Genomic DNA, 19,753 nt, shown 5'->3' with positions numbered 1-19,753 from the left:
TGAGATTGGGGCCTGGAGGCAAAACTTTTCAAGCAACGACTGAGGAAATCAGTTGTGCTTCAGATAGGCTGCCAGAATGTCGCGTGCAGCAATCAGATCGCCCTTATCAATCATCTCGGTCACAGTGTGTACATAACGTGTACCAACCACAATACCGATAGCCTTTGCGCCAGCTGCAGCCTGCTGTGCCGCAGCTCCGTCCTGACCACCAGAGCGAAGCATGGTGCGCTGATAAGGAATCTTTTCTGACTTGGCCAGCTCTTCGATATCTTTCACAAGCTGTAGATCAGCAATGAAAGAACTGTCCTTCACATGAAGCCCAAAACCCTTGCCCTGCTCGGTTGTCTGATCCTGTTCAGGAACACCCGGCGTATCGCAAGCAAGCGTAATATCAATGCCCAATCCGATATCAGGCTTGATGGCATAGGCAGCAGTTTTCGCGCCGCGCAAACCAACTTCTTCCTGACTGGTAAAGGCAACATAAATCTCGCAGGAATGATCCGCATCCCCCAGAGCCCGCATAGCCTCAATGCCAAGCCAGCACGCCACCCGGTTATCAAGCGCTTTGGATACAACCTTTTCACCAACCTCAATTAGTGGCTCATCAAGGGTCACCATGTCGCCAACCTTGACCACATCCCTGGTCTTTTCACCAAGGCCCATATCGATAATGAACTCGGTCACTTCCGGGATTTTTTTGCGGTCTTCCGGCGTAGCAATATGAACAGGCCGGCCTGCTGGGTTCATAACCCCTTTCAGGTCGCCTTCATCGGTCGAAACCAGAATACGGCGGGAAAACAGATTACGTGGATCGAATCCGCCAACTGGCTGGACGTAAACGAACCCCTTGTCTGTGATATGAGAGACCAGAAAACCAATCTCATCCATATGACAAAGCAGCATAACCTTCTTCGGCTTCTCACCATTTGGGGAAGGTTTGCGTGCATCACGGCGGCAAATGAGGGAACCCATGGCATCCGTTTGAACATCGTCAAACACGCCTTCGATTTCCTTCAGAATAAGATCACGCACTCGATGCTCATGCCCAGGGACGCCTGGGGTTTCACAGAGGCGACGTAGCAAATCAATATTCATAATGGCTTTCTACTTTAAATTGGAATCACTGCACATCATGGCTTCCCTCTAAAACATAAGCAATTTCTGTCAGCAATATGACCTAGGGAAAAAGAAAAGGCGGCCCAAAGGCCGCCTTTAATTCATCTATTTTCGCTAAATAGCTTAGCCCTGCTGAGGGAAGTGCAGAAGCTTCGCCTGTTTCACCTGCTCAATCGCAGCGATCTCGTTCACGCTCTCCTCGGAGATCTCGCCATCAATCTCAACGAGACAGATCGCCTCCTCGCCCTCAACCTTACGGCCAAGGTTAAACGTCGCAATATTGATCTGCGCATCACCAAGGATGGAACCCAGCTGACCGATGAAGCCCGGCTTATCCTGGTTGGTCACATAGAGCATGTTCTCACCAAGCTCGGCTTCCATGTTGATGCCCTTGATCTGAATGATACGTGGCTTCTGGTCACCAAAGACAGTACCAGCAACAGAACGTTCCTGACGCTCGGTGATAACAGTCAGGCGGATGTAGTTTTCATAAGCACCATGCTGCTCACGGCGAACATCTTCAATGACAATGCCACGCTCTTTCGCAACTTCAGGAGCAGAGACCATGTTCACGGTCTGTAGCAAAGGACGCAGAACACCGGTGAGCGCAGCGGCGGTCATCGCCTTCACGTTCATCTCGGCAACATCACCTTCGTATTCAATACGAATACCCTTGATGCCAGTCTCTGTCGCCTGACCTGCAAAGGAGCCAAGCTGTTCAGCCAGCTTCACAAACGGAGCAAGACGAGGCGCCTCTTCTGCGGAGATCGATGGCATGTTCAATGCGTTGGTGACTGCGCCGTTGACCAGATAATCGGACATCTGCTCAGCCACCTGAAGCGCAACGTTTTCCTGAGCTTCAGAGGTCGACGCACCAAGGTGCGGTGTACAAACAAGATTTGGTGCACCAAACAGAACGTTCTCTTTTGCTGGCTCTTCGGCAAACACGTCTACCGCAGCACCTGCAACCTTGCCGCTGTCAAGCGCAGCGCGCAGAGCAGTTTCGTCAACCAAACCACCGCGGGCACAGTTGATGAGGTAAACACCGTCCTTCATCATCGCGATTGCGTCTGCATCAACGATGTTGCGGGTACGGTCGGTCAGTGGCGTATGCAGAGTAATGAAGTCCGCGCGCTTGAACAGGTCCTCCAGCTCAACCTTCTCAACGCCTAGATCAATCGCACGTTCTGGAGACAGGAACGGGTCGAACGCAAGCACCTTCATTTTTAGGCCAATTGCGCGGTCAGCTACAATAGAACCGATGTTACCGCAGCCGATCAGACCCAATGTCTTGGAGGTGACTTCGTTACCCATAAAGCGGGACTTCTCCCACTTACCAGCCTGCGTAGACACATCCGCAGCAGGGATCTGACGAGTCACTGCAAACATCATTGCAATGGCATGTTCCGCCGTGGTGATCGCATTGCCGAACGGGGTGTTCATGACAACGACACCTTTGGCAGTTGCCGCCGGAATATCAACGTTATCGACACCGATACCAGCGCGGCCAATAACCTTAAGGTTGGTCGCTGCTTTGATAATCTTCTCGGTTGCCTTGGTCGCAGAGCGGATCGCCAGACCATCGTATTGGCCGATGATTTCTTCCAGCTTCTCTTTGTCCTTGCCAACGTCAGGCAGGAAATCTACGTCGCAGCCGCGATCTTTAAAAATCTGAACTGCTTTTTCGGAGAGCTTGTCGGAAATAAGAACTTTAGGAGCCATCGGGCTAACCTTTCAAGTCAACGAAGGTACCCGCCCATTCTCTTTTTTAGGGGCGCCAGATACACTTCTTGCGTCAGGTTAACCGGTCACACGAGGCGACCGGAATTTTCTCACTTGGAAAAGGAGGTTTAAGCAGAAACCAGCTTCGCTTTTTCAGCGGCAAAAGCATAATCCAACCAAGGAATTAGCGCTTCCACATTGGCCGTTTCAACCGTCGCCCCACACCAGATCCGAAGACCGGACGGCGCATCACGGTACGCACCAATATCAAATGCCACTTCTTGCTTGTCCAGCAGGCCCACGATTGCTTTTGCGAAGGCAGCTTGTGCACCTTCATCAAGCTTCGTGATCTCCGGATCAACAATCTTCAGGCAAACAGAAGTGTTGGAACGGGTTGCCGGATCGACTGCGAGGAAATCTACCCAATCGGTATTTTGAACCCAGTCGGTGATCGCAGCAGTGTTGGCATCGGCGCGAGCGATAAGTGCTTTCAGACCACCCAGCTCTTTGGCCCAACCCAAAGCATCCAGATAATCTTCAACGCAAAGCATGCTCGGTGTGTTGATGGTGGCACCTTCAAAGATACCGTCAATCAGCTTTCCGCCTTTGGTCAGGCGGAAGATCTTCGGGAGAGGCCACGCAGGTGTGTAGCTCTCAAGACGCTCAACAGCACGTGGAGACAGGATCAGAATGCCGTGAGCAGCTTCACCGCCCAACACTTTCTGCCAGGAGAAAGTCACCACATCCAGCTTGTCGAATTCCAGCTCCTGCGCAAAAGCAGCAGAAGTCGCATCACTGATGGTCAGACCTTTACGGTCAGCTGGAATGAAATCACCATTTGGAACGCGAACACCTGAGGTGGTGCCGTTCCAAGTGAAGACCACGTCGTGGTCAAAATTGATGGAATTCAGGTCCGGCAGTTCGCCATAACCAGCTTCAATCTTACGGGCATCCGCAAGTTTGAGCTGCTTCATAACATCGCTAACCCAGCCGGAACCAAAGCTTTCCCACGCAACCATATCCACTGGGCGCGCACCAAGCAGCGACCAGAGTGCCATTTCAACGGCACCGGTATCAGATGCAGGAACAATTCCGATTTTGTAATCAGCAGGCACTTCGAGGACTTCACGCGTCAACTCGATAGCTTCTTTCAGCTTCGCCTTACCAATTTTTGCACGGTGAGATCTGCCAAGAGGCGCACCTGTTAGTACTGCAGGTGTCCAGCCCGGACGCTTGGCACATGGACCCGAAGAAAAGTTCGGGTTTGCCGGTTTTGTGGCCGGCATCTTCGTATCTGTCATTATGACTACCCTCTCAGATAGGCGCCCCTCGTTGGGGAGGGGTGTCCCGCCGACGGGTCTAAGCGAAACACCTTATCCCGTCAACAAATGTTTTTTTGCAAAGCAACAATCAACCGATAAAACGCAACGTACAGTTAGAAATATTCGCCGTGTGGCTCGGTGGATAACCAATATTTCAATCTGGTTTGCGCAAAAAAAAGAGCCTGTTACAGAACAGGCTCTCAAGTCGTACGGTCAACGCTTAAACTGGAGGCGCTCCAGTATGTGACCTAGTATTTTGTAACGAGCGTATCGTCGTACCCAACATCACTGTAGCCGCCGTCCGCAGAGCCACCAAATTCGTAACGTAGACCCACACGGACTTCATGTGCTGCAAGTTTGTCGTACTTAATCCCAGTCACGTAGCCAGAGCTGTCAAATGACTTGGTTTGAACTTCTCCGATATGGAGATAACGATAACCAGCATCAATCTTCCAGTTCTCGTCAATCTCGTAGGACGTACCTGCCATGAGTGCCCAGGATAAATTCCAGTTGTGTCCTTTCGGATACTCGACACGGCGCCCGTCGGCGTTGGTCGCGCGTACATTCTTCACATTCACATAAGATGCACCAATGCCTGCCCCCACATAAGGGGTAAAGCCATTGTAGTAGCCCAGATCAGCATAAGCATTCCAAAGAACTGTCCACACATCCAACGTAGCAAATTCATCAGAGCGACCGGAGGAACTGTCGCACAACCCTGGACAGTCAACATGCCCGGTAAAATCCGAATCCCATTCGTAATCCAGCGTGACATCCGTGCGGAGAAAATCATTTACACGGTAACCAACACCGACACCAACCACACCAGTTGGATCAAGCTCTTCATCCTTGAAGTTAATGCTGGCAAAGTTTGTCTTCGGACTTTTATAGATCTTGTACCCAATATCTCCACGCAGGTACCAGCCACCGCCGATTTCCACTTGTGGCAGCTCCGGCTCTTCCACGAAAACAGGTGCAGGAAGATCGGCCGCATAAGCAACTGTAGACGAAACCACCGCAGCTGCGGTCAAAGACAGCAAATTACTAAAATACTTCATGCTTATGTCCTCTCAAACGGCACCCGCCCAGCAAGACAGTAGCCATTAAATAAAACCTAAGCATTTTTTACAGGGAAAGAATTACCTATAAATTAACTAGTATTTTTAACCCTAATATTTATTACTAACAAATAACTAACGGCACGCAAATAGCAAACCACCAATAGTTAACTTACGTTTACTTATGCATCTCGCAGATTACAAACCAAAAAAGGCAAGCATGTGCACATGCTTGCCTTCTTACTCTATAAAGTTCAATAATTTCAGTTAATTGGCTGCCGCCTTCTGGACGGCATCAACGATACTGTCGACAACCTTATTCAGAAGCCGTGCATCATCCGCCTCGCCCATCACACGAATGAGCGGCTCGGTACCGGAGGCGCGGATAACAAGGCGCCCCTGATCAGCAAGTTTTTCCTCACCAGCCTTGATCGCCGCCTTAACCGCCTTGTCCGCGAGCGGTTCTCCGCTCTCGTAACGCACATTCTTAAGCACCTGAGGCACAGGAACGAACCGATTACACACCTCTGACACCGGTTTTTTCATCTTCGTCACACACGCGAGAATCTGCAGCGCTGCAACGAGGCCATCACCCGTTGTACCGAAGTCAGACATAACAATGTGCCCGGACTGCTCACCACCCACATTGAAGCCGCCTTCCCGCATACGCTCAACAACATAGCGGTCGCCAACCTTGGTACGTTCGAGAGCAAGTCCGAGGCTCTTCAGATAACGTTCCAAACCCAGGTTTGACATCACAGTAGCCACAATGCCCGGTGCAGAGAGGCGGCCCTCATCTTTCCAGAACTCAGCGATCACTGCCATAAGCTGATCGCCATCGACCACCTTGCTGTTCTCGTCCACGATGATCACGCGGTCCGCATCCCCATCCAGTGCGATACCGATATCCGCACGCACTTCGTGAACTTTCCGCGCAAGCTTCTCGGGTTTGGTAGACCCACACCCGCTATTAATGTTGATACCATTAGGCTCCACACCCATCGGGAACACTTCGGCACCAAGCTCCCAAAGAATCTCGGGGGCAACCTTGTACGCAGCGCCATGCGCACAGTCGATCACAATCCGCATGCCTTCCAGCGAAAGGTGACGAGGCAAAGAATGTTTAGCAAATTCAATGTAGCGGTCACGGGTACTATCAATGCGCGTCGCGCGGCCAATCGCATCAGGGGGCGACAGGTTCGCACTCATATCACTGTCGATCAGGCGCTCAATTTCCAGCTCGACTTCATCGGAAAGCTTATAGCCATCGGGGCCAAAGAACTTGATGCCATTATCCTGGAACGGGTTGTGACTTGCCGAAATCATCACACCAATATCAGCCCGCATAGATCGTGTCAGCATTGCAACGGCTGGTGTCGGCGTCGGGCCGAGTAAGAACACATCCATTCCCATAGCTGTAAAACCAGCCACCAGAGCATTCTCAATCATATAACCGGAAAGACGCGTATCCTTACCGATTACCACCCGGTGTCGATACTTTCCACGCCGGAAAACCACACCTGCTGCCATCCCAACTTTAAGCGCCACTTCGGCGGTCATAGGCCACTTGTTCGCAGCTCCGCGTATCCCATCAGTGCCAAAGTATTTTTGCGACATTTATCGTTTCCCTGAATTCTCAAAGGCGGAGCGCACAGCTCTCCATATCTCTAGTTGAAACCGTGATACACCTTCGCTCACATTTGGTCCCGTCAAATCATGTGTCTGATTGTTACGGATCAACCGAAATTCGCGGCACAGCACTCCCAGCCTCACCCCAACAGAAATCCAAACATCTGAACTAAAATGACAAATGCCCGACTTAACAGCCGGGCATTTCAATTCTCTTAAGCGCCGCTAAAAGGCTGGATATTAGCTCTGCGGCTGTGGCTTAAGTCCATCAGACGACTCACCACCACCGTGCTTTTTAGCGCCAGCGGTCGGCACACCAGTCGAACGCGGTGTCGAAGGCGTATCATCACCCGTGTCACGCACAGGTTGCTCACCGTCAAGCATCTTACGGATTTCGTCACCGGAGAGAGTTTCATATTCAAGCAAGCCTTGTGCGATCAAATGCAATTGATCCTCATGTTCACGCAGCAACTTGTTTGCGGTCTCATAACCCTGGTTCACGAAGCTCTTAACTTCCGCATCAACCATCTTCTGAGTTTCATCAGACACGTTCTGGCTCTTTGCAACGGAGTGACCGAGGAAGACCTCTTCCTGGTTTTCGCCATACAGCAGCGGGCCAAGCTTATCAGACATACCAAACTGGGTAGCCATCGCTTTTGCAAGCTTGGTCGCCATTTGGATGTCACCAGATGCACCAGAGGTCACTTTCTCGTAGCCGAAGATCATTTCTTCAGCCACACGACCACCCATGGCAACAGCAAGGTCAGCTTTACACTTCGCACGGGTCAGAGAAACCTGATCCTTCTCAGGCAAACGCATCACCATACCAAGCGCCCGACCACGAGGGATAATCGTTGCTTTGTGAACCGGATCAGAAGCAGGCATATGCATCGCAACCAACGCGTGGCCAGCTTCGTGATAAGCAGTCAGCTTCTTCTCTTCTTCGGTCATGACCAGCGTACGACGCTCCGCACCCATCATCACCTTGTCTTTTGCATCTTCAAACTCAGCCATGGTGACCAGACGCTTGGAGCGGCGTGCAGCAAGAAGCGCAGCTTCGTTCACAAGGTTCATCAGGTCAGCACCGGAGAAGCCCGGAGTACCACGAGCAAGCGTATGCACATTCACATCCGGAGCCAGAGGCACTTTGCGCATGTGGACTTTGAGGATCTTCTCACGGCCCATCACATCCGGATTTGGCACAACGATCTGACGGTCAAAGCGGCCCGGACGCAGAAGCGCTGGGTCAAGAACGTCAGGACGGTTGGTTGCCGCGATTATGATCACACCCTCATTGGCTTCAAAGCCATCCATCTCAACAAGGAGCTGGTTAAGGGTCTGTTCGCGTTCATCGTTACCACCGCCAAGGCCTGCACCACGATGACGGCCAACGGCATCGATCTCATCGATGAAGATAATGCATGGGGAGTTCTTCTTCGCCTGTTCAAACATGTCACGAACACGCGATGCACCAACACCAACAAACATTTCAACGAAGTCAGAACCGGAAATGGTGAAGAACGGTACGTTCGCCTCACCAGCCACCGCACGGGCGGTCAGGGTCTTACCAGTACCTGGAGGACCAACAAGCAGCACGCCGCGAGGAATACGACCACCAAGACGCTGGAACTTCTGCGGGTCACGCAGGAACTCAACAATCTCCTGAAGGTCTTCCTTCGCTTCATCAATACCGGCAACATCTTCGAAAGTCACACGGCCAGAAGCTTCGTTCAGCAGTTTAGCTTTAGACTTACCAAAGCCCATTGCTTTACCACCAGAACCCTGCATCTGACGCATCACAAAGATCCAGATACCGAGGATCAACAGCATAGGCAGCCATGAGATCAGCGCGCCCAGCAAGGAGAAATTATCAGCAGGTGGTTTCGCGTTGATCAGAACACCTTTGTCCTGCAACACATTTACATATTCAGCATCGCTAGGCGCATAAGTCTGGAACGTACCGCCATTGCTGTACTTGCCGGTGATCTCTTGCTCTTGAATCGTGACCTCACGGATATCACCCTGCTCAGCCTGATTGATGAACTGAGAATAGGCAATCTCATTCGTATTGCTTCGTGAGGTCGGATTCTGAAAGAGCTGGAACAGCGCTATCAGCAACAGACCGATAATCACCCAGAGGGCAAAATTCCGGAAATTGGTGTTCATTTCGATCCCTTTACCGCAAGGTGGCGGCGATCCTCGCACGTGTCTCTATCAAGATCATAGCGAACCCTAACGAGCTTTCTATGTTTTCCTGAGAATGACACAGATTCTTTCTCAGTTTTCTTAAGGCCAACGGAATTTTGTCGGTCACCCCTGATAATTCAGGATTGAAGCTCCGCTAATTCCGACATTACCAGCCCCAACGTTCGGTTTGCATTCCCATAAAGCATAAATGCATAGATTTAACAGAACGCCAGCAAAACCAAGATTTATTCAAAATGTTCTGCTTACTGGGACCATCGAAATTCCGTAGGTCCGTGATCTCACCTCTGCATCGGCAGCAGTGTGACCAATCTTCTTCCAAGGCATGTAGGATACCCCGTCGGCAAAAACAATAAGCGGAGCCGTCTGAAATGCTGTTTTCGGCCAGTTCGCGGGGATTCCAAGGTCAAAATCTCCACAAAACTCCTTTTGAACCGATGTGATTCGAAATTCCTTGGCCGAATGCGCCGCTTTGAAGCGCCAGCGCGCATCCCAAATTCCCTCGTCCCCCGGCTTCACATCAACCTCCGGCATGCCGTTTCGACCGGCCTCTCGGAAGCAAAACCACATGGCAGCCTCATGAGGCTTAGACAATGCAAACCTGACACCACCCAGTGTGGCAGCTCTGGCGCCCTCGCCCGCTTTCAGGACGTCATAGAGCCCCTCCAGCTTGGCAAGACGGGGCATATACGCAGCACCGGAGATATAACGAACAAGCCTACCAACCAGTCTCAGGCCGATTTCATCTGGAACATACTCAAGGCAGGAACTGTCAAACCGCACCGGCCCTGCACTGTGAAACGTGCAGGACTTCTCAGCCACCTCATCAACCCAAACATCAATCGCATCGGCTGCGCGCGCCATGCGCCGCGCTGTGTCAGAAAGCTTCGTCGCAGTCAGACCAAGTTCATCCAGCTCTGCCTGCGCTTGGCGAAACTTCACCCGAGTAAATTGTTCATCCTCGTTAGAAGGGTCATCAAACCATGGCACCTGCTCAGCCTGAAGCAGCGCTTTGAGCCGCACCTTGCTGACAGTGAGAAGCGGACGACAAATGTGGAACCCATCCAGCTCGCGATCCCTGCGAATGCCCGCAAGCCCATAGACCCCACTGCCCCGCGCCAGACGCGTCAGGAACGTCTCGGCCTGATCTTCCAGATGATGTGCCAGAAACAGTGCTGCGCACCCATGATCTTCAGCAGCCTGCCGCAAAAGAGCGTGCCGCGCATTGCGCGCTTCAGACTGGATGTTGGAAGATGGCTTCTCGCCAATCCACTCCAAAGTCTCATGGGGCACTTCAAGGTGCGTACAATATTGTCGGACACCAGCAGCTTCAGTAACCGCCTCAGCCCTCAGACCGTGATTGACCGTAAAGGCATAAAGCTCGGGAGCAGAAGCACCCAACTCCTCCGTCCACTGCTTCAGAAGATAAAGCAGCGCCATAGAATCAACACCGCCGGACACACCAACGGCGATCCGACGGAAAGACTTATAGTCCCCGAAAAGCTCATTAAGCTCTTCGGAGGAGAAACCACTTGGTTGATTAGACGCAGTTGTCACGTTTTTGCTGAGCCTTGGCCTGCTCCAGCACAGCTGGTGCTGCAAACTGGAAAGTAGCGAGAAGCTGCTCATAGGTTTCACAGGCAGCGGACGCATTCCCCATACCTGTAAGGGCAGTACCCAGTTTCAGCAAGCTCTCGGGAGCCAACTCACTCTCGGGAAAATCAGCATAACTCTTCAGGAAGGCCTGTGCCGCACTCTCGTACTGACGTTGCGCCAACAGGCTTTCGCCAAGCCAATGCTGTGCATTTGCAGTCAGCTCGTGGTCCGGATACATACCCACAAAAGTATCAAACCCTTCGGTGGCAGCCGGGTAGTTGCCATCAACCATCAAGCCATAAATCGCATTATAGTCCGCTGTTGGCTCACCAGTCAGTAGCGAGTTTACACTTCCGGAAAACTGCAGTGTGCCAGAGCCCGGCGCAGCAGCTGTTGATCCCGTAGAAGCAGTCGTATTGCCACGTGCGATCTGGGAAAGGTCAAGCGGCCCGCCATTGGTGCCCTGTGCCGGAGTGTTCAGCGTAGAAAGCTGCTGGCTACGATCAGCAGGAGGAGCGGTGTTTGGCGCTTCAACAACAGGAGGCTGAACAACACGTGGCGTCTGCCCCGGGTTCTCCAACTGTTGCAAACGATAGTCCACATCTTCCCGTGAGCGGCGCAACTGATCTTCTGTCAGCCGCAGCTTATGATTGAGCTCTTCAACCTGGCCTGTCAGCAGACGAATTTGCTCCTCAAGCTGACCAAGACGTGCAGTATTTTGAGCAGTTTCCTGATTTTTGGAACCGCCAAACAGCTGCGCAGACGCAGGTAAACTTGTAGAGGTTGCAATCGCCAGAACAACAACACCTGTTGCAATACGTCGGTAAAGAGCCATCAATTTTCTCCTGAGACACCCTTAAGAGTCCGGGTCGGATCTTCTCATCTCTTGGCAAGAGGAAAAGACGAAAATAGGGCACAAACTCAGTGTTTCTCGCCTATTTGCGGCTTCTCCCCGGCCAATTCCAGTTCTCCCACAACTGTGCAGGAGTTTGATCAGAAAGGCCTCCCCAAGATTGGAGAGGCCTATCCTTATATTAGCCTATCGAAACCACTTACTGACCATTCAGAACGGTCACAGCACGACGGTTCTGACTCCAACAGGAAGCCGCGTTACATACTGCAACCGGACGCTCTTTACCGTAAGAGATTGTCTTGATGCGGGACGGGTCAATGCCCTTAGCAACAAGGTATTCCCGAACAGCAGAAGCACGACGTGCACCCAGTGCAATGTTGTACTGGCGGGTGCCGCGCTCATCAGCGTGACCTTCAATCGTGATAGAGTAGTTCTTGTAGTGTTCCAGCCAACGGGCCTGCTTGTCGAGCACACCGCGAGCAGCAGCACTAAGAGAACTCTGGTTGTTCAGGAAGAATACACGATCCCCAACATTCACAACGAAGTCCTGGCCGGAGCCAGCCGCAACGGAACTATTAGTCCCATTAAGTTCAGGGCGCGTCTGCGCACAAGCTGCAGCAACGAGGCACAGACCCACGACAGCGGCAAAACGCGCTCCGCGCGCGAACTGTGTCTTTGACATTTATTGAATCTCCTGTCCCTCAAACCCCGAGGGTCTAACAAAGCCCTAGTCCATCTTGGATCAGGGTAACTTGATTTCACTGGTTAATGAAGTCCTAATCCCCCCAAAATCCCGTAAGAATTTGGGGGGTCTAACTTCACGATTAGTCGAGCAGCGGTGACCACGCTGGATCTGATGCAAAGTTTGGTGTCTGAACCACCTGTTCGTTGTAGCCGGTCAGATCAACAGTCCAGACCTGAGGTCCACCCTGTTCACCCATCGTATCGCGGAAGAAGGTTAGGACACGCCCGTTTGGAGACCAGGCTGGTCCCTCATTGTGATAACCCTCTGTGAGGATACGTTCCCCCTTACCGTCAGGACGGATAACGCCGATCATGAAGCGGCCCTGGTGCACCTTGGTAAAGGCAATCAAGTCACCGCGAGGAGACCACACAGGTGTGGAATACTGACCCGGCCCAAAGGAGATACGCTCCGCACCGCTGCCATTCGCATTCATCACATAAAGCTGCTGCGAGCCGCCACGGTCACTCTCAAACACCACCCGGCGTCCATCGGGAGAGAAGGACGGGCTGGTATCAATCGCAGCCGTATTAGTCAGACGGGTTGTCCGGCGTGTCCGCAGATCCATAAGATAGAGGTTCGCATTGCTGCCCTGCTGCAAACTCATGATCACCTTCTGGCCATCCGGCGAAAAGCGCGGCGCAAACGTCATACCGGGGAAGTTGCCCAGAACTTCACGTTGTCCGGTCTCGATGTTGAACAGGTAAACCTGCGGATTACCGCCCACATATGACATGTAGGTGACTTCCTGTGACACAGGAGAGAACCGCGGTGTCAGCACCAGATCATCACCACGTGTCAGATACCGCACATTCGCGCCGTCCTGATCCATAATCGCCAGACGTTTCCGGCGAGCATCCTTTGGACCGCTCTCGTCAATGAAGACAACACGAGTATCAAAGTAGCCCTTTTCACCCGTCAGACGCTGGTAAACCGCATCAGAAATGATATGCGCCAGACGGCGCCAGTTCTCAGGTGAGGTGTAGAACTGCTGGCCGATCAGCTGCTGACCTGCAAACACATCCCACAACCGAAACTCCGCGCGAATCTGCCCATTCGGCTGCTGCGCAATAGAACCGGTCACCAAAGCCTGAGAGCCGATGGTTCTCCAGTCACCAAAGCGCGGCATAGTGCCAACGTTCATGCCCTGCTGGATATGCGCTGCATTGTCGATGGGCCGGAACAGCCCAGAGCGCTGCAAATCAGCGGCAACCACTTCAGAAATCTGCCCCGCCATATCTTCCTGCACGCCGGAGCCAGCAAAGGGAGAGATTGCAATCGGCATCGGTTCAACGTTGCCCTGAGTAATATCAAGCTCAATCAGGGCGTATGCAGGTTGAGAGATCGCAGCAACAGCAACTACAGCAGCCACAAGGCCGCACGCACGACGCCACAGCTGTTTGATTCCTGTTGTACGCTTTGGGTTAAGCCCCATCACAAAGGACATCGACCTAAACTCCTTTCAATCTCAATTCCTAGTATCCACGCAAATCGCGAGGATCAAAACTCAGTGTAATCGTCTTCCAAGACTCATACGTTTCAGCCGGAAGGGAATATGGCGCACAGCGAACTAGAGCTCTCACTGCACTATCTTCGACGGCCTCGTCCTCAGGCGTAGTGCCCGAGCTCAATACCGTTGGAACTCCTACAAGCTCTCCTGACCGGTTAAGATCGAAGCGCAGCTGGACCTCTTCATCAGCGTTGAGCGGAGGGACCCAGCAACGAGCAACTTGATTACGAAGAGCCGCGACTTCCTCACCGTCCGTAGAGAAGGTGAAATAGCCAACCCCGCCCGTTACGCTGCAGCCAGCCAGAACGCCTCCAGAGAGCATCAGGCCCAGCCCAATCCTAACCTTACCTGCCTTGCCAGCTCGCTCCATTTCCATAGCCACTCCGTCAGTATCCAAGCATCTCGCGAGGATCAAAATTCAGGATAACTGTTTCCCATGCTTCATACTTCGCCGCTGGCAGAGAATACGGACCACAGCGGTAAACTGCGCGCTCTGCACTGCTTGCAGCTGCGTTGAATGCAGGGTTATTGCTTGAGTTCAGCACCCGCGTCTGCCCCTCAACCTCACCGGTGCGGCTCAGGTTGAATTGTAGACGAACGGTCAGATCTTCCGCTCCAGCTGCCCCCATAGGAGGGTTCCAGCACTGTGCGACCTGCCCGCGAAGCGCGTCCAGTTCAGACTGGCTCATCGTCACGTTGGTATGACCCTGTTCAGACCCGAGGGAAGCCGGTTTGGTGGACTTTGCAGTCCCGCTCGACTTCTCATTGGTCTTGTTTAGCAAAGCCGCCATCTTCGTATTGAAGTCGTCCTTTTTCTTCGGCTCTTCCTTCTTTTCCACCTTTGGGCGCGCTGGAGGAGTCGGTTTGGTGCGAGGACGAACGGTGACGAGTTTCTTCGGTTCTTCGACTTTCTCTACCTCAGGACCAAGTTCTGCAGTTTCCGCAGGAGCCTTCTCTTTTGGCTGTTCCTTTGGGGCTGGCTCTGGTTCCGCAGGTTCAGGTGGAGGCGGCGGCGGCGCTTCTGCCTGCTGCACTTCCCTCGCGGCTTCCTGAACCTTCTTCACCTCTTTCTTGGCTTCACCGGTCTTTTTCTCCGGCTCTGGCTTCTCTGCAGGCTTCTTGGTTGGCTGCAACGCAGCTTCTTTGATTTCCTTCGCCTCTGTTGTACCCAGCTGCAGCTTGGTTAGCTCGCTGACGGGCACCAGATCCACAGGCAGTGAATCCACCGGGGTCGTGACCAACTCTTTGCCGAAATTGAGCGACACCGCTCCGGCAACAAGCACGACCACGTGAACAACTAGCGATGCGATAAGGCCTGCACGCATTCCCGGTTAACCCTGCTCCTCTAGAGTGACGAGCCCAATGCGCTTGTATCCGGCAGCATTGATCTGGCCCATGACTTTCATGATGATCCCATAATCAGCGTCCTGATCACCGCGCACATAGATACGCTCGTTGTAACCATTCTCGGCAATTGCCCCGAGTTTCGCGATCAGCTCATCAACCGGGATCTCAGTGTCCTGAATGTACACGGCCCCGTCAGACTTCACCGAAATCGCTATCGGCTCGGTATCGCCTTCCATCGCCTTAGCGCGGGTTTCAGGCAGATCAATCGGCACGCCAACTGTCAGCAAGGGAGCCGCCACCATAAAGATGATCAGCAGCACCAGCATCACGTCCACCATCGGCGTTACGTTGATCTCGCTCATCGGTGCATGAGAGTGCCTGCGACGACCACGTCTGCCGCCTGCACGTCCACCACCGGCCGCTCCTGTGCTCATACCCATGGGTTATGCTCGCTCATCGATACGGCGGGACAAGATTGCAGAAAACTCGTCTGCGAACCCTTCCATGCGCGCAGCCAGCTTCCCGGAGTCACTCTGTAGCTTGTTATAGGCAATAACCGCCGGAATAGCGGCAATCAGGCCCAAACCGGTCGCAAAAAGCGCCTCGGCAATACCCGGTGCCACAACAGCAAGGTTCGTGTTCTTTGAAGCGGCGATGGAAGTAAACGCATTCATGATGCCCCAAACCGTACCAAACAGGCCGACAAACGGAGCCGCACTGCCGATGGTCGCAAGGAACAACAGACGCTTCTCAAGACGTTCAACTTCGCGGGAGATGGTCAGATCCATCACACGGTCGATACGCTGCTGCAGGCTGGCAATCGCAGGGTGCTCACCTTCGTGGGAGCGCTTCCATTCACGCATCGCCGCCACAAACAAGGCGGACATACCGTTGTTTGCGCGCGATGATAAGGACTTATACAGCTCTTCAAGAGACTGACCGGACCAGAACACGTTCTCAAAACGGCTCATCTGGCGACGGGAACGGGAATAAAGGACGATCTTGTCAAAGATAATCGCCCAGCTCCATACAGAAGCAGCAATCAGACCGATCATCACCAGCTTGACGACAATGTCTGCTTCCATAAAGAGCGAGATATAGGACAAGCCCGCACCAGGAGCTGCGCCCAGCTCAACGGACTCAACGCCCTGCGCCATTGCTGCCAATGGCATAGTGCTTGCCAGCGCTGTGCTCACGGCCACAACGAGTTTCATCACCTTACAGTTCATGTAATAAGGACCTCTTGCCCTGATAACCCAAAGACCGGCTCACGGTAGTACCCCTGCCATGAACACAACCAGTCTATTAAACATTTAGTAGCCTTCCTGCCTGTCGAATTTGGCGAAACTTCGACTACAGCCAGCATTGAAGGCATAAATGAAAAGACCTGCTTAAGGTTACTGAAGGATTAAAAGACGACTAGTCCCTATTACTTTGAATAAATATCGGTGATTTTTGACAAGGGTTTCTGGGCTTATTCGCCCTTCATTTGCGTAATCATGGCTTTCGGCAATCTGCGCGGTTTTCCCTCTTCAGAAATAGCCACAGCAGTCACGCAGGCTTTGATCAAAATTTCGTCACCACGCATCACGCGCTGCCTGATAATCAACCGGACACCTTTTATTTCGCTAATGACCGTATGCACTTCCAGCACATCGTCGATTCGAGCAGGTTTGAGAAAATCAATATCCATGTGACGCACTGCAAAGGCCAAAGGCTCCCCGTGCTTGCCTGCATCCAACTCATGATGATGGACACCCAGCATGCGCAACAGCTCGGTCCGTCCACGCTCCATGAACTTCAGATAGGCCGCATGGTAGACCACCCCTGAGAAGTCTGTATCCTCGTAATACACACGCACCGGCAAAATATGCTCGTTGCCGTCAATCCGCCCTGTCAGATCGGGCCAATTTGTCTCAGTTTTTTTCTGGCTCATGGCTGTCGATTAGTCTTCATCATGTTCAAAGAGGGCCATTTGCGGCGCATTTGGATTATCCGGCACCGCCAAACCAAGATGCTTGAAGGCGATTGGCGTCAAAATTCGCCCGCGTGGCGTGCGTTGCAAATACCCATTCTGGATCAGATAGGGCTCAACAATCTCTTCAATCGCATCTCGTGGTTCAGAAAGCGCAGCGGCAATCGTCTCAATGCCAACTGGACCACCACCAAAATTCATGGCAATCTGCTTCAGATAGCGGCGATCCAGACTGTCAAAGCCAGCACTGTCCACCTCCAGCTGCCCCAAAGCCCGGTCTGCAAGACCTGAATCAATGTCAGCATCACCCGCCACAATCGCAAAGTCACGCACGCGGCGCAGCAACCGGCCAGCAATACGCGGCGTACCACGCGAGCGCTTGGCAATCTCTGTCGCACCATCATCGCTCATGCCGATTCCAAGCAGACGCGCGCCACGCTTTACAATCAGCTCAAGCTCCTGCGGCGTATAAAACTCCAGACGAACCGGAATACCGAAGCGGTCGCGCAATGGCGTGGTCAACAAGCCGATACGAGTGGTCGCAGCAACCAGCGTAAACTTAGCCAGATCGATCTTCACCGACCGCGCAGCAGGCCCCTCACCGATGATCAGGTCGAGCTGATAATCTTCCATGGCCGGATACAGCACCTCTTCAACCGCAGGGTTGAGACGGTGGATTTCGTCAATAAACAGAACGTCCCGGTCTTCCAGATTGGTCAGCAAAGCAGCAAGGTCACCAGCCTTTGCAATCACAGGACCGGAGGTCGCGCGAAAGTTCACACCAAGCTCACGCGCCATGATCTGCGCCAGCGTCGTCTTACCAAGACCCGGAGGCCCCACGAACAACACATGGTCCAGCGCTTCGTTCCGTGCCTTGGCCGCGCCGATGAAAATCTTCAGGTTCTCACGCGCCTGCGCCTGTCCGGTAAATTCATCCAGCGATTGCGGACGTATACCACTGTCGATTTCGTCGCCCCGAATTTCCGGAGTAACAAGGCGATCCTCACCCTCATTCATTATGCAAGTTCCTTAAGGCCGAGGCGAATAAGTATTTCAGCGCTCGCATCTTCACCCGCTGTTTTCACAGCAGCTGCTACAGCAGCAGAAGCCTGAGCGGGCTGGTAGCCCAAATTAGAAAGGGCAGACACTGCATCTGCCACCGGACGGGACGCCACATTTTCCGCAACGCTTTGGGAAACAGCAATGGTGTCATCTTCAACGGAGGCAAAGGCCGGTGCCTTATCTTTCAGCTCCGTCACGATGCGTTCTGCCACACGCTTGCCAACACCCGGCGCCCGCGTGATCGCGGTCTTATCGCCCAGCGCAATCGCATTCGCCACTTCAGACGCCTTCATGATGCCCAGAATGCCCAGCGCAACCTTTGCACCAACACCCTGAACTGTCATCAAGATACGGAACCACTCACGCTCACTGTCCTCGGAGAAACCGAAGAGCTTGATCATGTCTTCACGCACCATGGTCTCAATAGCCAACACGGCAGCTTCGCCCACACGCGGCAACTGCTGCAGCACGCGCGACGGGCAATGCACCTGATAGCAAACACCATGCACGTCCAGCAGCACAAAATCATCGCCGTAACTGTCAACGACACCCTTGAGTTTTCCGATCATTTCAAAAGCGCCTCCGCTGCGGCCAGACGGCCCGTTATACTACCTCTGTGGTGACTATGGCAGATTGCAATCGCCAGCGCATCCGCCGCATCGTCCGAATTAAACGTCGCTTTCGGCATCAACACTTTCACCATCATACGGATCTGTTCTTTATCAGCATGCCCCGTGCCCACCACAGTCTTCTTCACCAGATTGGGAGCGTATTCTGAAACCACGAGATTATGCAGGGATGGCACAAGCAGAGCGATCCCCCTCGCCTGTCCCAGTTTAAGCGTTGCACCTGCATCCTTGTTCACAAACGTATTCTCTACGGCAGCCTCTGCCGGATCATGACGTTCAATCACCTCCTGCAAGCCACTGTACAACTGCTTGAGACGTTCTGCGAGGGAGGACTTGCTGTTGGAGCGGATGGTGCCACTTGCAACAAAGCTGACGCGATTGCCTTTGGCATCAAGAATGCCCCAACCGGTGTTGCGCAGACCTGGGTCCACACCCATGATTCGAATTGAATGATCCATAGAACAAACCGGTAACGAAAAATCTCCGCAGACGCTAGCCGGTAACCTCGACCAATCGCCTAATGCGCACAAATTCAGGAGTAATCCACGCGTTCCTGCAAAAGCTACTGGCAAGATCTCGGTATGATTGAAGTCTCAGCAACACTCCCCACGTTTGGGTTGTGTCCGGACACCAAAACCATTCGTCTCACTGGTTTGAGGCACAGTCTTGTCAGACCCGCACCAGAAACGGGCCAATCGCCTCGCTGTACAGATCATCCCCTGAACACACACCATAGCCAAACGTCCCACCAGTTCATCCCCAACAGCCCTGACTAACCCTAGTAATTCTTCATAGTTGAGCAGGAAAAGAAGCTTCCCTAAGCAAAGTCATTGAGAAATTCTCGACAATTCAGCCGATCGTCCCGATTGGAGGATGGCACCTTCGTAATTTATAATCCTTCCAATCAGATCGTTTTAACCCGACCTTCTTGAAGGTGCGCGCAACCACGGTACATACCCGAAACTGTTGTGACGAACCTGTCAGTTT

At 52.8% G+C, this 19,753-nt stretch carries 18 protein-coding genes; all 18 read right to left on the bottom strand.

Annotated features, from left to right (window positions below; genetic code table 11):
• Positions 1 to 48 precede the first annotated feature (48 nt).
• Positions 49 to 1,095, bottom strand: coding sequence for a M42 family metallopeptidase (locus IE076_RS15530; protein WP_189437687.1), 1,047 nt, complete (start codon positions 1,093 to 1,095; stop codon positions 49 to 51).
• 144 nt (positions 1,096 to 1,239) lie between these two features.
• Entirely contained in the window at positions 1,240 to 2,838 is a 1,599-nt protein-coding gene (gene serA / locus IE076_RS15525; RefSeq protein WP_189437686.1) for a phosphoglycerate dehydrogenase, read from the bottom strand.
• A 128-nt stretch (positions 2,839 to 2,966) separates the two neighbouring features.
• Positions 2,967 to 4,139 carry a phosphoserine transaminase gene (locus tag IE076_RS15520; RefSeq protein WP_189437685.1) on the bottom strand — a complete coding sequence of 391 codons (1,173 nt, stop codon included), beginning with the start codon at positions 4,137 to 4,139 and terminating at the stop codon, positions 2,967 to 2,969.
• Positions 4,140 to 4,408: 269 nt separating this feature from the next.
• A complete protein-coding gene (locus IE076_RS15515; RefSeq protein WP_189437684.1) occupies positions 4,409 to 5,218 on the bottom strand; it encodes an outer membrane protein in 810 nt (269 codons plus the stop codon).
• A 267-nt stretch (positions 5,219 to 5,485) separates the two neighbouring features.
• Positions 5,486 to 6,835, bottom strand: a complete 1,350-nt coding sequence (gene glmM, locus IE076_RS15510; protein WP_189437683.1) for a phosphoglucosamine mutase — start codon at positions 6,833 to 6,835, stop codon at positions 5,486 to 5,488.
• 252 nt (positions 6,836 to 7,087) lie between these two features.
• Positions 7,088 to 9,013, bottom strand: a complete 1,926-nt coding sequence (gene ftsH, locus IE076_RS15505; RefSeq protein ID WP_189437682.1) for an ATP-dependent zinc metalloprotease FtsH — start codon at positions 9,011 to 9,013, stop codon at positions 7,088 to 7,090.
• Positions 9,014 to 9,283: 270 nt separating this feature from the next.
• Positions 9,284 to 10,609 carry a tRNA lysidine(34) synthetase TilS gene (tilS, locus tag IE076_RS15500; protein WP_189437681.1) on the bottom strand — a complete coding sequence of 442 codons (1,326 nt, stop codon included), beginning with the start codon at positions 10,607 to 10,609 and terminating at the stop codon, positions 9,284 to 9,286.
• The gene (gene ybgF, locus IE076_RS15495; protein WP_189437680.1) at positions 10,593 to 11,483 is read right to left on the bottom strand and encodes a tol-pal system protein YbgF; all 891 of its coding nucleotides are present in this window, start codon (positions 11,481 to 11,483) and stop codon (positions 10,593 to 10,595) included. The genes tilS and ybgF overlap by 17 nt, the downstream gene beginning before the upstream one ends.
• A gap of 217 nt (positions 11,484 to 11,700) precedes the next feature.
• The gene (pal, locus tag IE076_RS15490) at positions 11,701 to 12,183 is read right to left on the bottom strand and encodes a peptidoglycan-associated lipoprotein Pal (RefSeq protein ID WP_189437679.1); all 483 of its coding nucleotides are present in this window, start codon (positions 12,181 to 12,183) and stop codon (positions 11,701 to 11,703) included.
• A gap of 142 nt (positions 12,184 to 12,325) precedes the next feature.
• A complete protein-coding gene (gene tolB / locus IE076_RS15485) occupies positions 12,326 to 13,690 on the bottom strand; it encodes a Tol-Pal system beta propeller repeat protein TolB (RefSeq protein ID WP_189437678.1) in 1,365 nt (454 codons plus the stop codon).
• Positions 13,691 to 13,718: 28 nt separating this feature from the next.
• On the bottom strand, positions 13,719 to 14,129 hold the full coding sequence (gene tolA, locus IE076_RS15480) for a cell envelope integrity protein TolA (protein WP_189437677.1): 411 nt from the start codon (positions 14,127 to 14,129) through the stop codon (positions 13,719 to 13,721).
• A gap of 10 nt (positions 14,130 to 14,139) precedes the next feature.
• Positions 14,140 to 15,078 (bottom strand): cell envelope integrity protein TolA, encoded by a 939-nt coding sequence (gene tolA, locus IE076_RS15475; protein WP_189437676.1) that lies wholly within the window; start codon positions 15,076 to 15,078, stop codon positions 14,140 to 14,142.
• A 6-nt stretch (positions 15,079 to 15,084) separates the two neighbouring features.
• A complete protein-coding gene (gene tolR / locus IE076_RS15470) occupies positions 15,085 to 15,540 on the bottom strand; it encodes a protein TolR (protein ID WP_189437675.1) in 456 nt (151 codons plus the stop codon).
• Positions 15,541 to 15,543: 3 nt separating this feature from the next.
• Entirely contained in the window at positions 15,544 to 16,329 is a 786-nt protein-coding gene (gene tolQ / locus IE076_RS15465) for a protein TolQ (RefSeq protein ID WP_189437674.1), read from the bottom strand.
• Between the two features lie 245 nt (positions 16,330 to 16,574).
• On the bottom strand, positions 16,575 to 17,036 hold the full coding sequence (gene ybgC, locus IE076_RS15460; protein ID WP_189437673.1) for a tol-pal system-associated acyl-CoA thioesterase: 462 nt from the start codon (positions 17,034 to 17,036) through the stop codon (positions 16,575 to 16,577).
• Positions 17,037 to 17,045: 9 nt separating this feature from the next.
• Positions 17,046 to 18,092, bottom strand: a complete 1,047-nt coding sequence (ruvB, locus tag IE076_RS15455) for a Holliday junction branch migration DNA helicase RuvB (protein ID WP_189437672.1) — start codon at positions 18,090 to 18,092, stop codon at positions 17,046 to 17,048.
• A complete protein-coding gene (ruvA, locus tag IE076_RS15450; protein WP_189437671.1) occupies positions 18,092 to 18,706 on the bottom strand; it encodes a Holliday junction branch migration protein RuvA in 615 nt (204 codons plus the stop codon). Before ruvA ends, ruvB begins: the two co-directional genes overlap by 1 nt.
• A complete protein-coding gene (gene ruvC / locus IE076_RS15445) occupies positions 18,703 to 19,224 on the bottom strand; it encodes a crossover junction endodeoxyribonuclease RuvC (RefSeq protein ID WP_189437670.1) in 522 nt (173 codons plus the stop codon). Before ruvC ends, ruvA begins: the two co-directional genes overlap by 4 nt.
• Between the last annotated feature and the right edge of the window lie 529 nt (positions 19,225 to 19,753).

Source organism: Pseudovibrio japonicus (assembly GCF_014651595.1).
GTDB classification, from domain to species: Bacteria; Pseudomonadota; Alphaproteobacteria; order Rhizobiales; family Stappiaceae; genus Pseudovibrio; species Pseudovibrio japonicus.
The sequence above is the reverse complement of the archived record's forward strand: the minus strand, read 5'-3'. Positions and strand labels throughout refer to the sequence as shown.

What these genes read in the sequence shown, in the direction of transcription:
- ftsH (WP_189437682.1), bottom strand. Translation starts at nt 9,013, where the DNA reads ATGAACACCAATTTCCGGAATTTTGCCCTCTGGGTGATTATCGGTCTG.
- ruvB (WP_189437672.1), bottom strand. Translation starts at nt 18,092, where the DNA reads ATGAATGAGGGTGAGGATCGCCTTGTTACTCCGGAAATTCGGGGCGAC.
- tolA (WP_189437676.1), bottom strand. Translation starts at nt 15,078, where the DNA reads ATGCGTGCAGGCCTTATCGCATCGCTAGTTGTTCACGTGGTCGTGCTT.
- ruvA (WP_189437671.1), bottom strand. Translation starts at nt 18,706, where the DNA reads ATGATCGGAAAACTCAAGGGTGTCGTTGACAGTTACGGCGATGATTTT.
- ruvC (WP_189437670.1), bottom strand. Translation starts at nt 19,224, where the DNA reads ATGGATCATTCAATTCGAATCATGGGTGTGGACCCAGGTCTGCGCAAC.
- ybgC (WP_189437673.1), bottom strand. Translation starts at nt 17,036, where the DNA reads ATGAGCCAGAAAAAAACTGAGACAAATTGGCCCGATCTGACAGGGCGG.
- IE076_RS15530 (WP_189437687.1), bottom strand. Translation starts at nt 1,095, where the DNA reads ATGAATATTGATTTGCTACGTCGCCTCTGTGAAACCCCAGGCGTCCCT.
- tolQ (WP_189437674.1), bottom strand. Translation starts at nt 16,329, where the DNA reads ATGAACTGTAAGGTGATGAAACTCGTTGTGGCCGTGAGCACAGCGCTG.
- glmM (WP_189437683.1), bottom strand. Translation starts at nt 6,835, where the DNA reads ATGTCGCAAAAATACTTTGGCACTGATGGGATACGCGGAGCTGCGAAC.
- serA (WP_189437686.1), bottom strand. Translation starts at nt 2,838, where the DNA reads ATGGCTCCTAAAGTTCTTATTTCCGACAAGCTCTCCGAAAAAGCAGTT.
- tolB (WP_189437678.1), bottom strand. Translation starts at nt 13,690, where the DNA reads ATGTCCTTTGTGATGGGGCTTAACCCAAAGCGTACAACAGGAATCAAA.
- IE076_RS15515 (WP_189437684.1), bottom strand. Translation starts at nt 5,218, where the DNA reads ATGAAGTATTTTAGTAATTTGCTGTCTTTGACCGCAGCTGCGGTGGTT.
- pal (WP_189437679.1), bottom strand. Translation starts at nt 12,183, where the DNA reads ATGTCAAAGACACAGTTCGCGCGCGGAGCGCGTTTTGCCGCTGTCGTG.
- ybgF (WP_189437680.1), bottom strand. Translation starts at nt 11,483, where the DNA reads ATGGCTCTTTACCGACGTATTGCAACAGGTGTTGTTGTTCTGGCGATT.
- tolA (WP_189437677.1), bottom strand. Translation starts at nt 14,129, where the DNA reads ATGGAAATGGAGCGAGCTGGCAAGGCAGGTAAGGTTAGGATTGGGCTG.
- tolR (WP_189437675.1), bottom strand. Translation starts at nt 15,540, where the DNA reads ATGGGTATGAGCACAGGAGCGGCCGGTGGTGGACGTGCAGGCGGCAGA.
- IE076_RS15520 (WP_189437685.1), bottom strand. Translation starts at nt 4,139, where the DNA reads ATGACAGATACGAAGATGCCGGCCACAAAACCGGCAAACCCGAACTTT.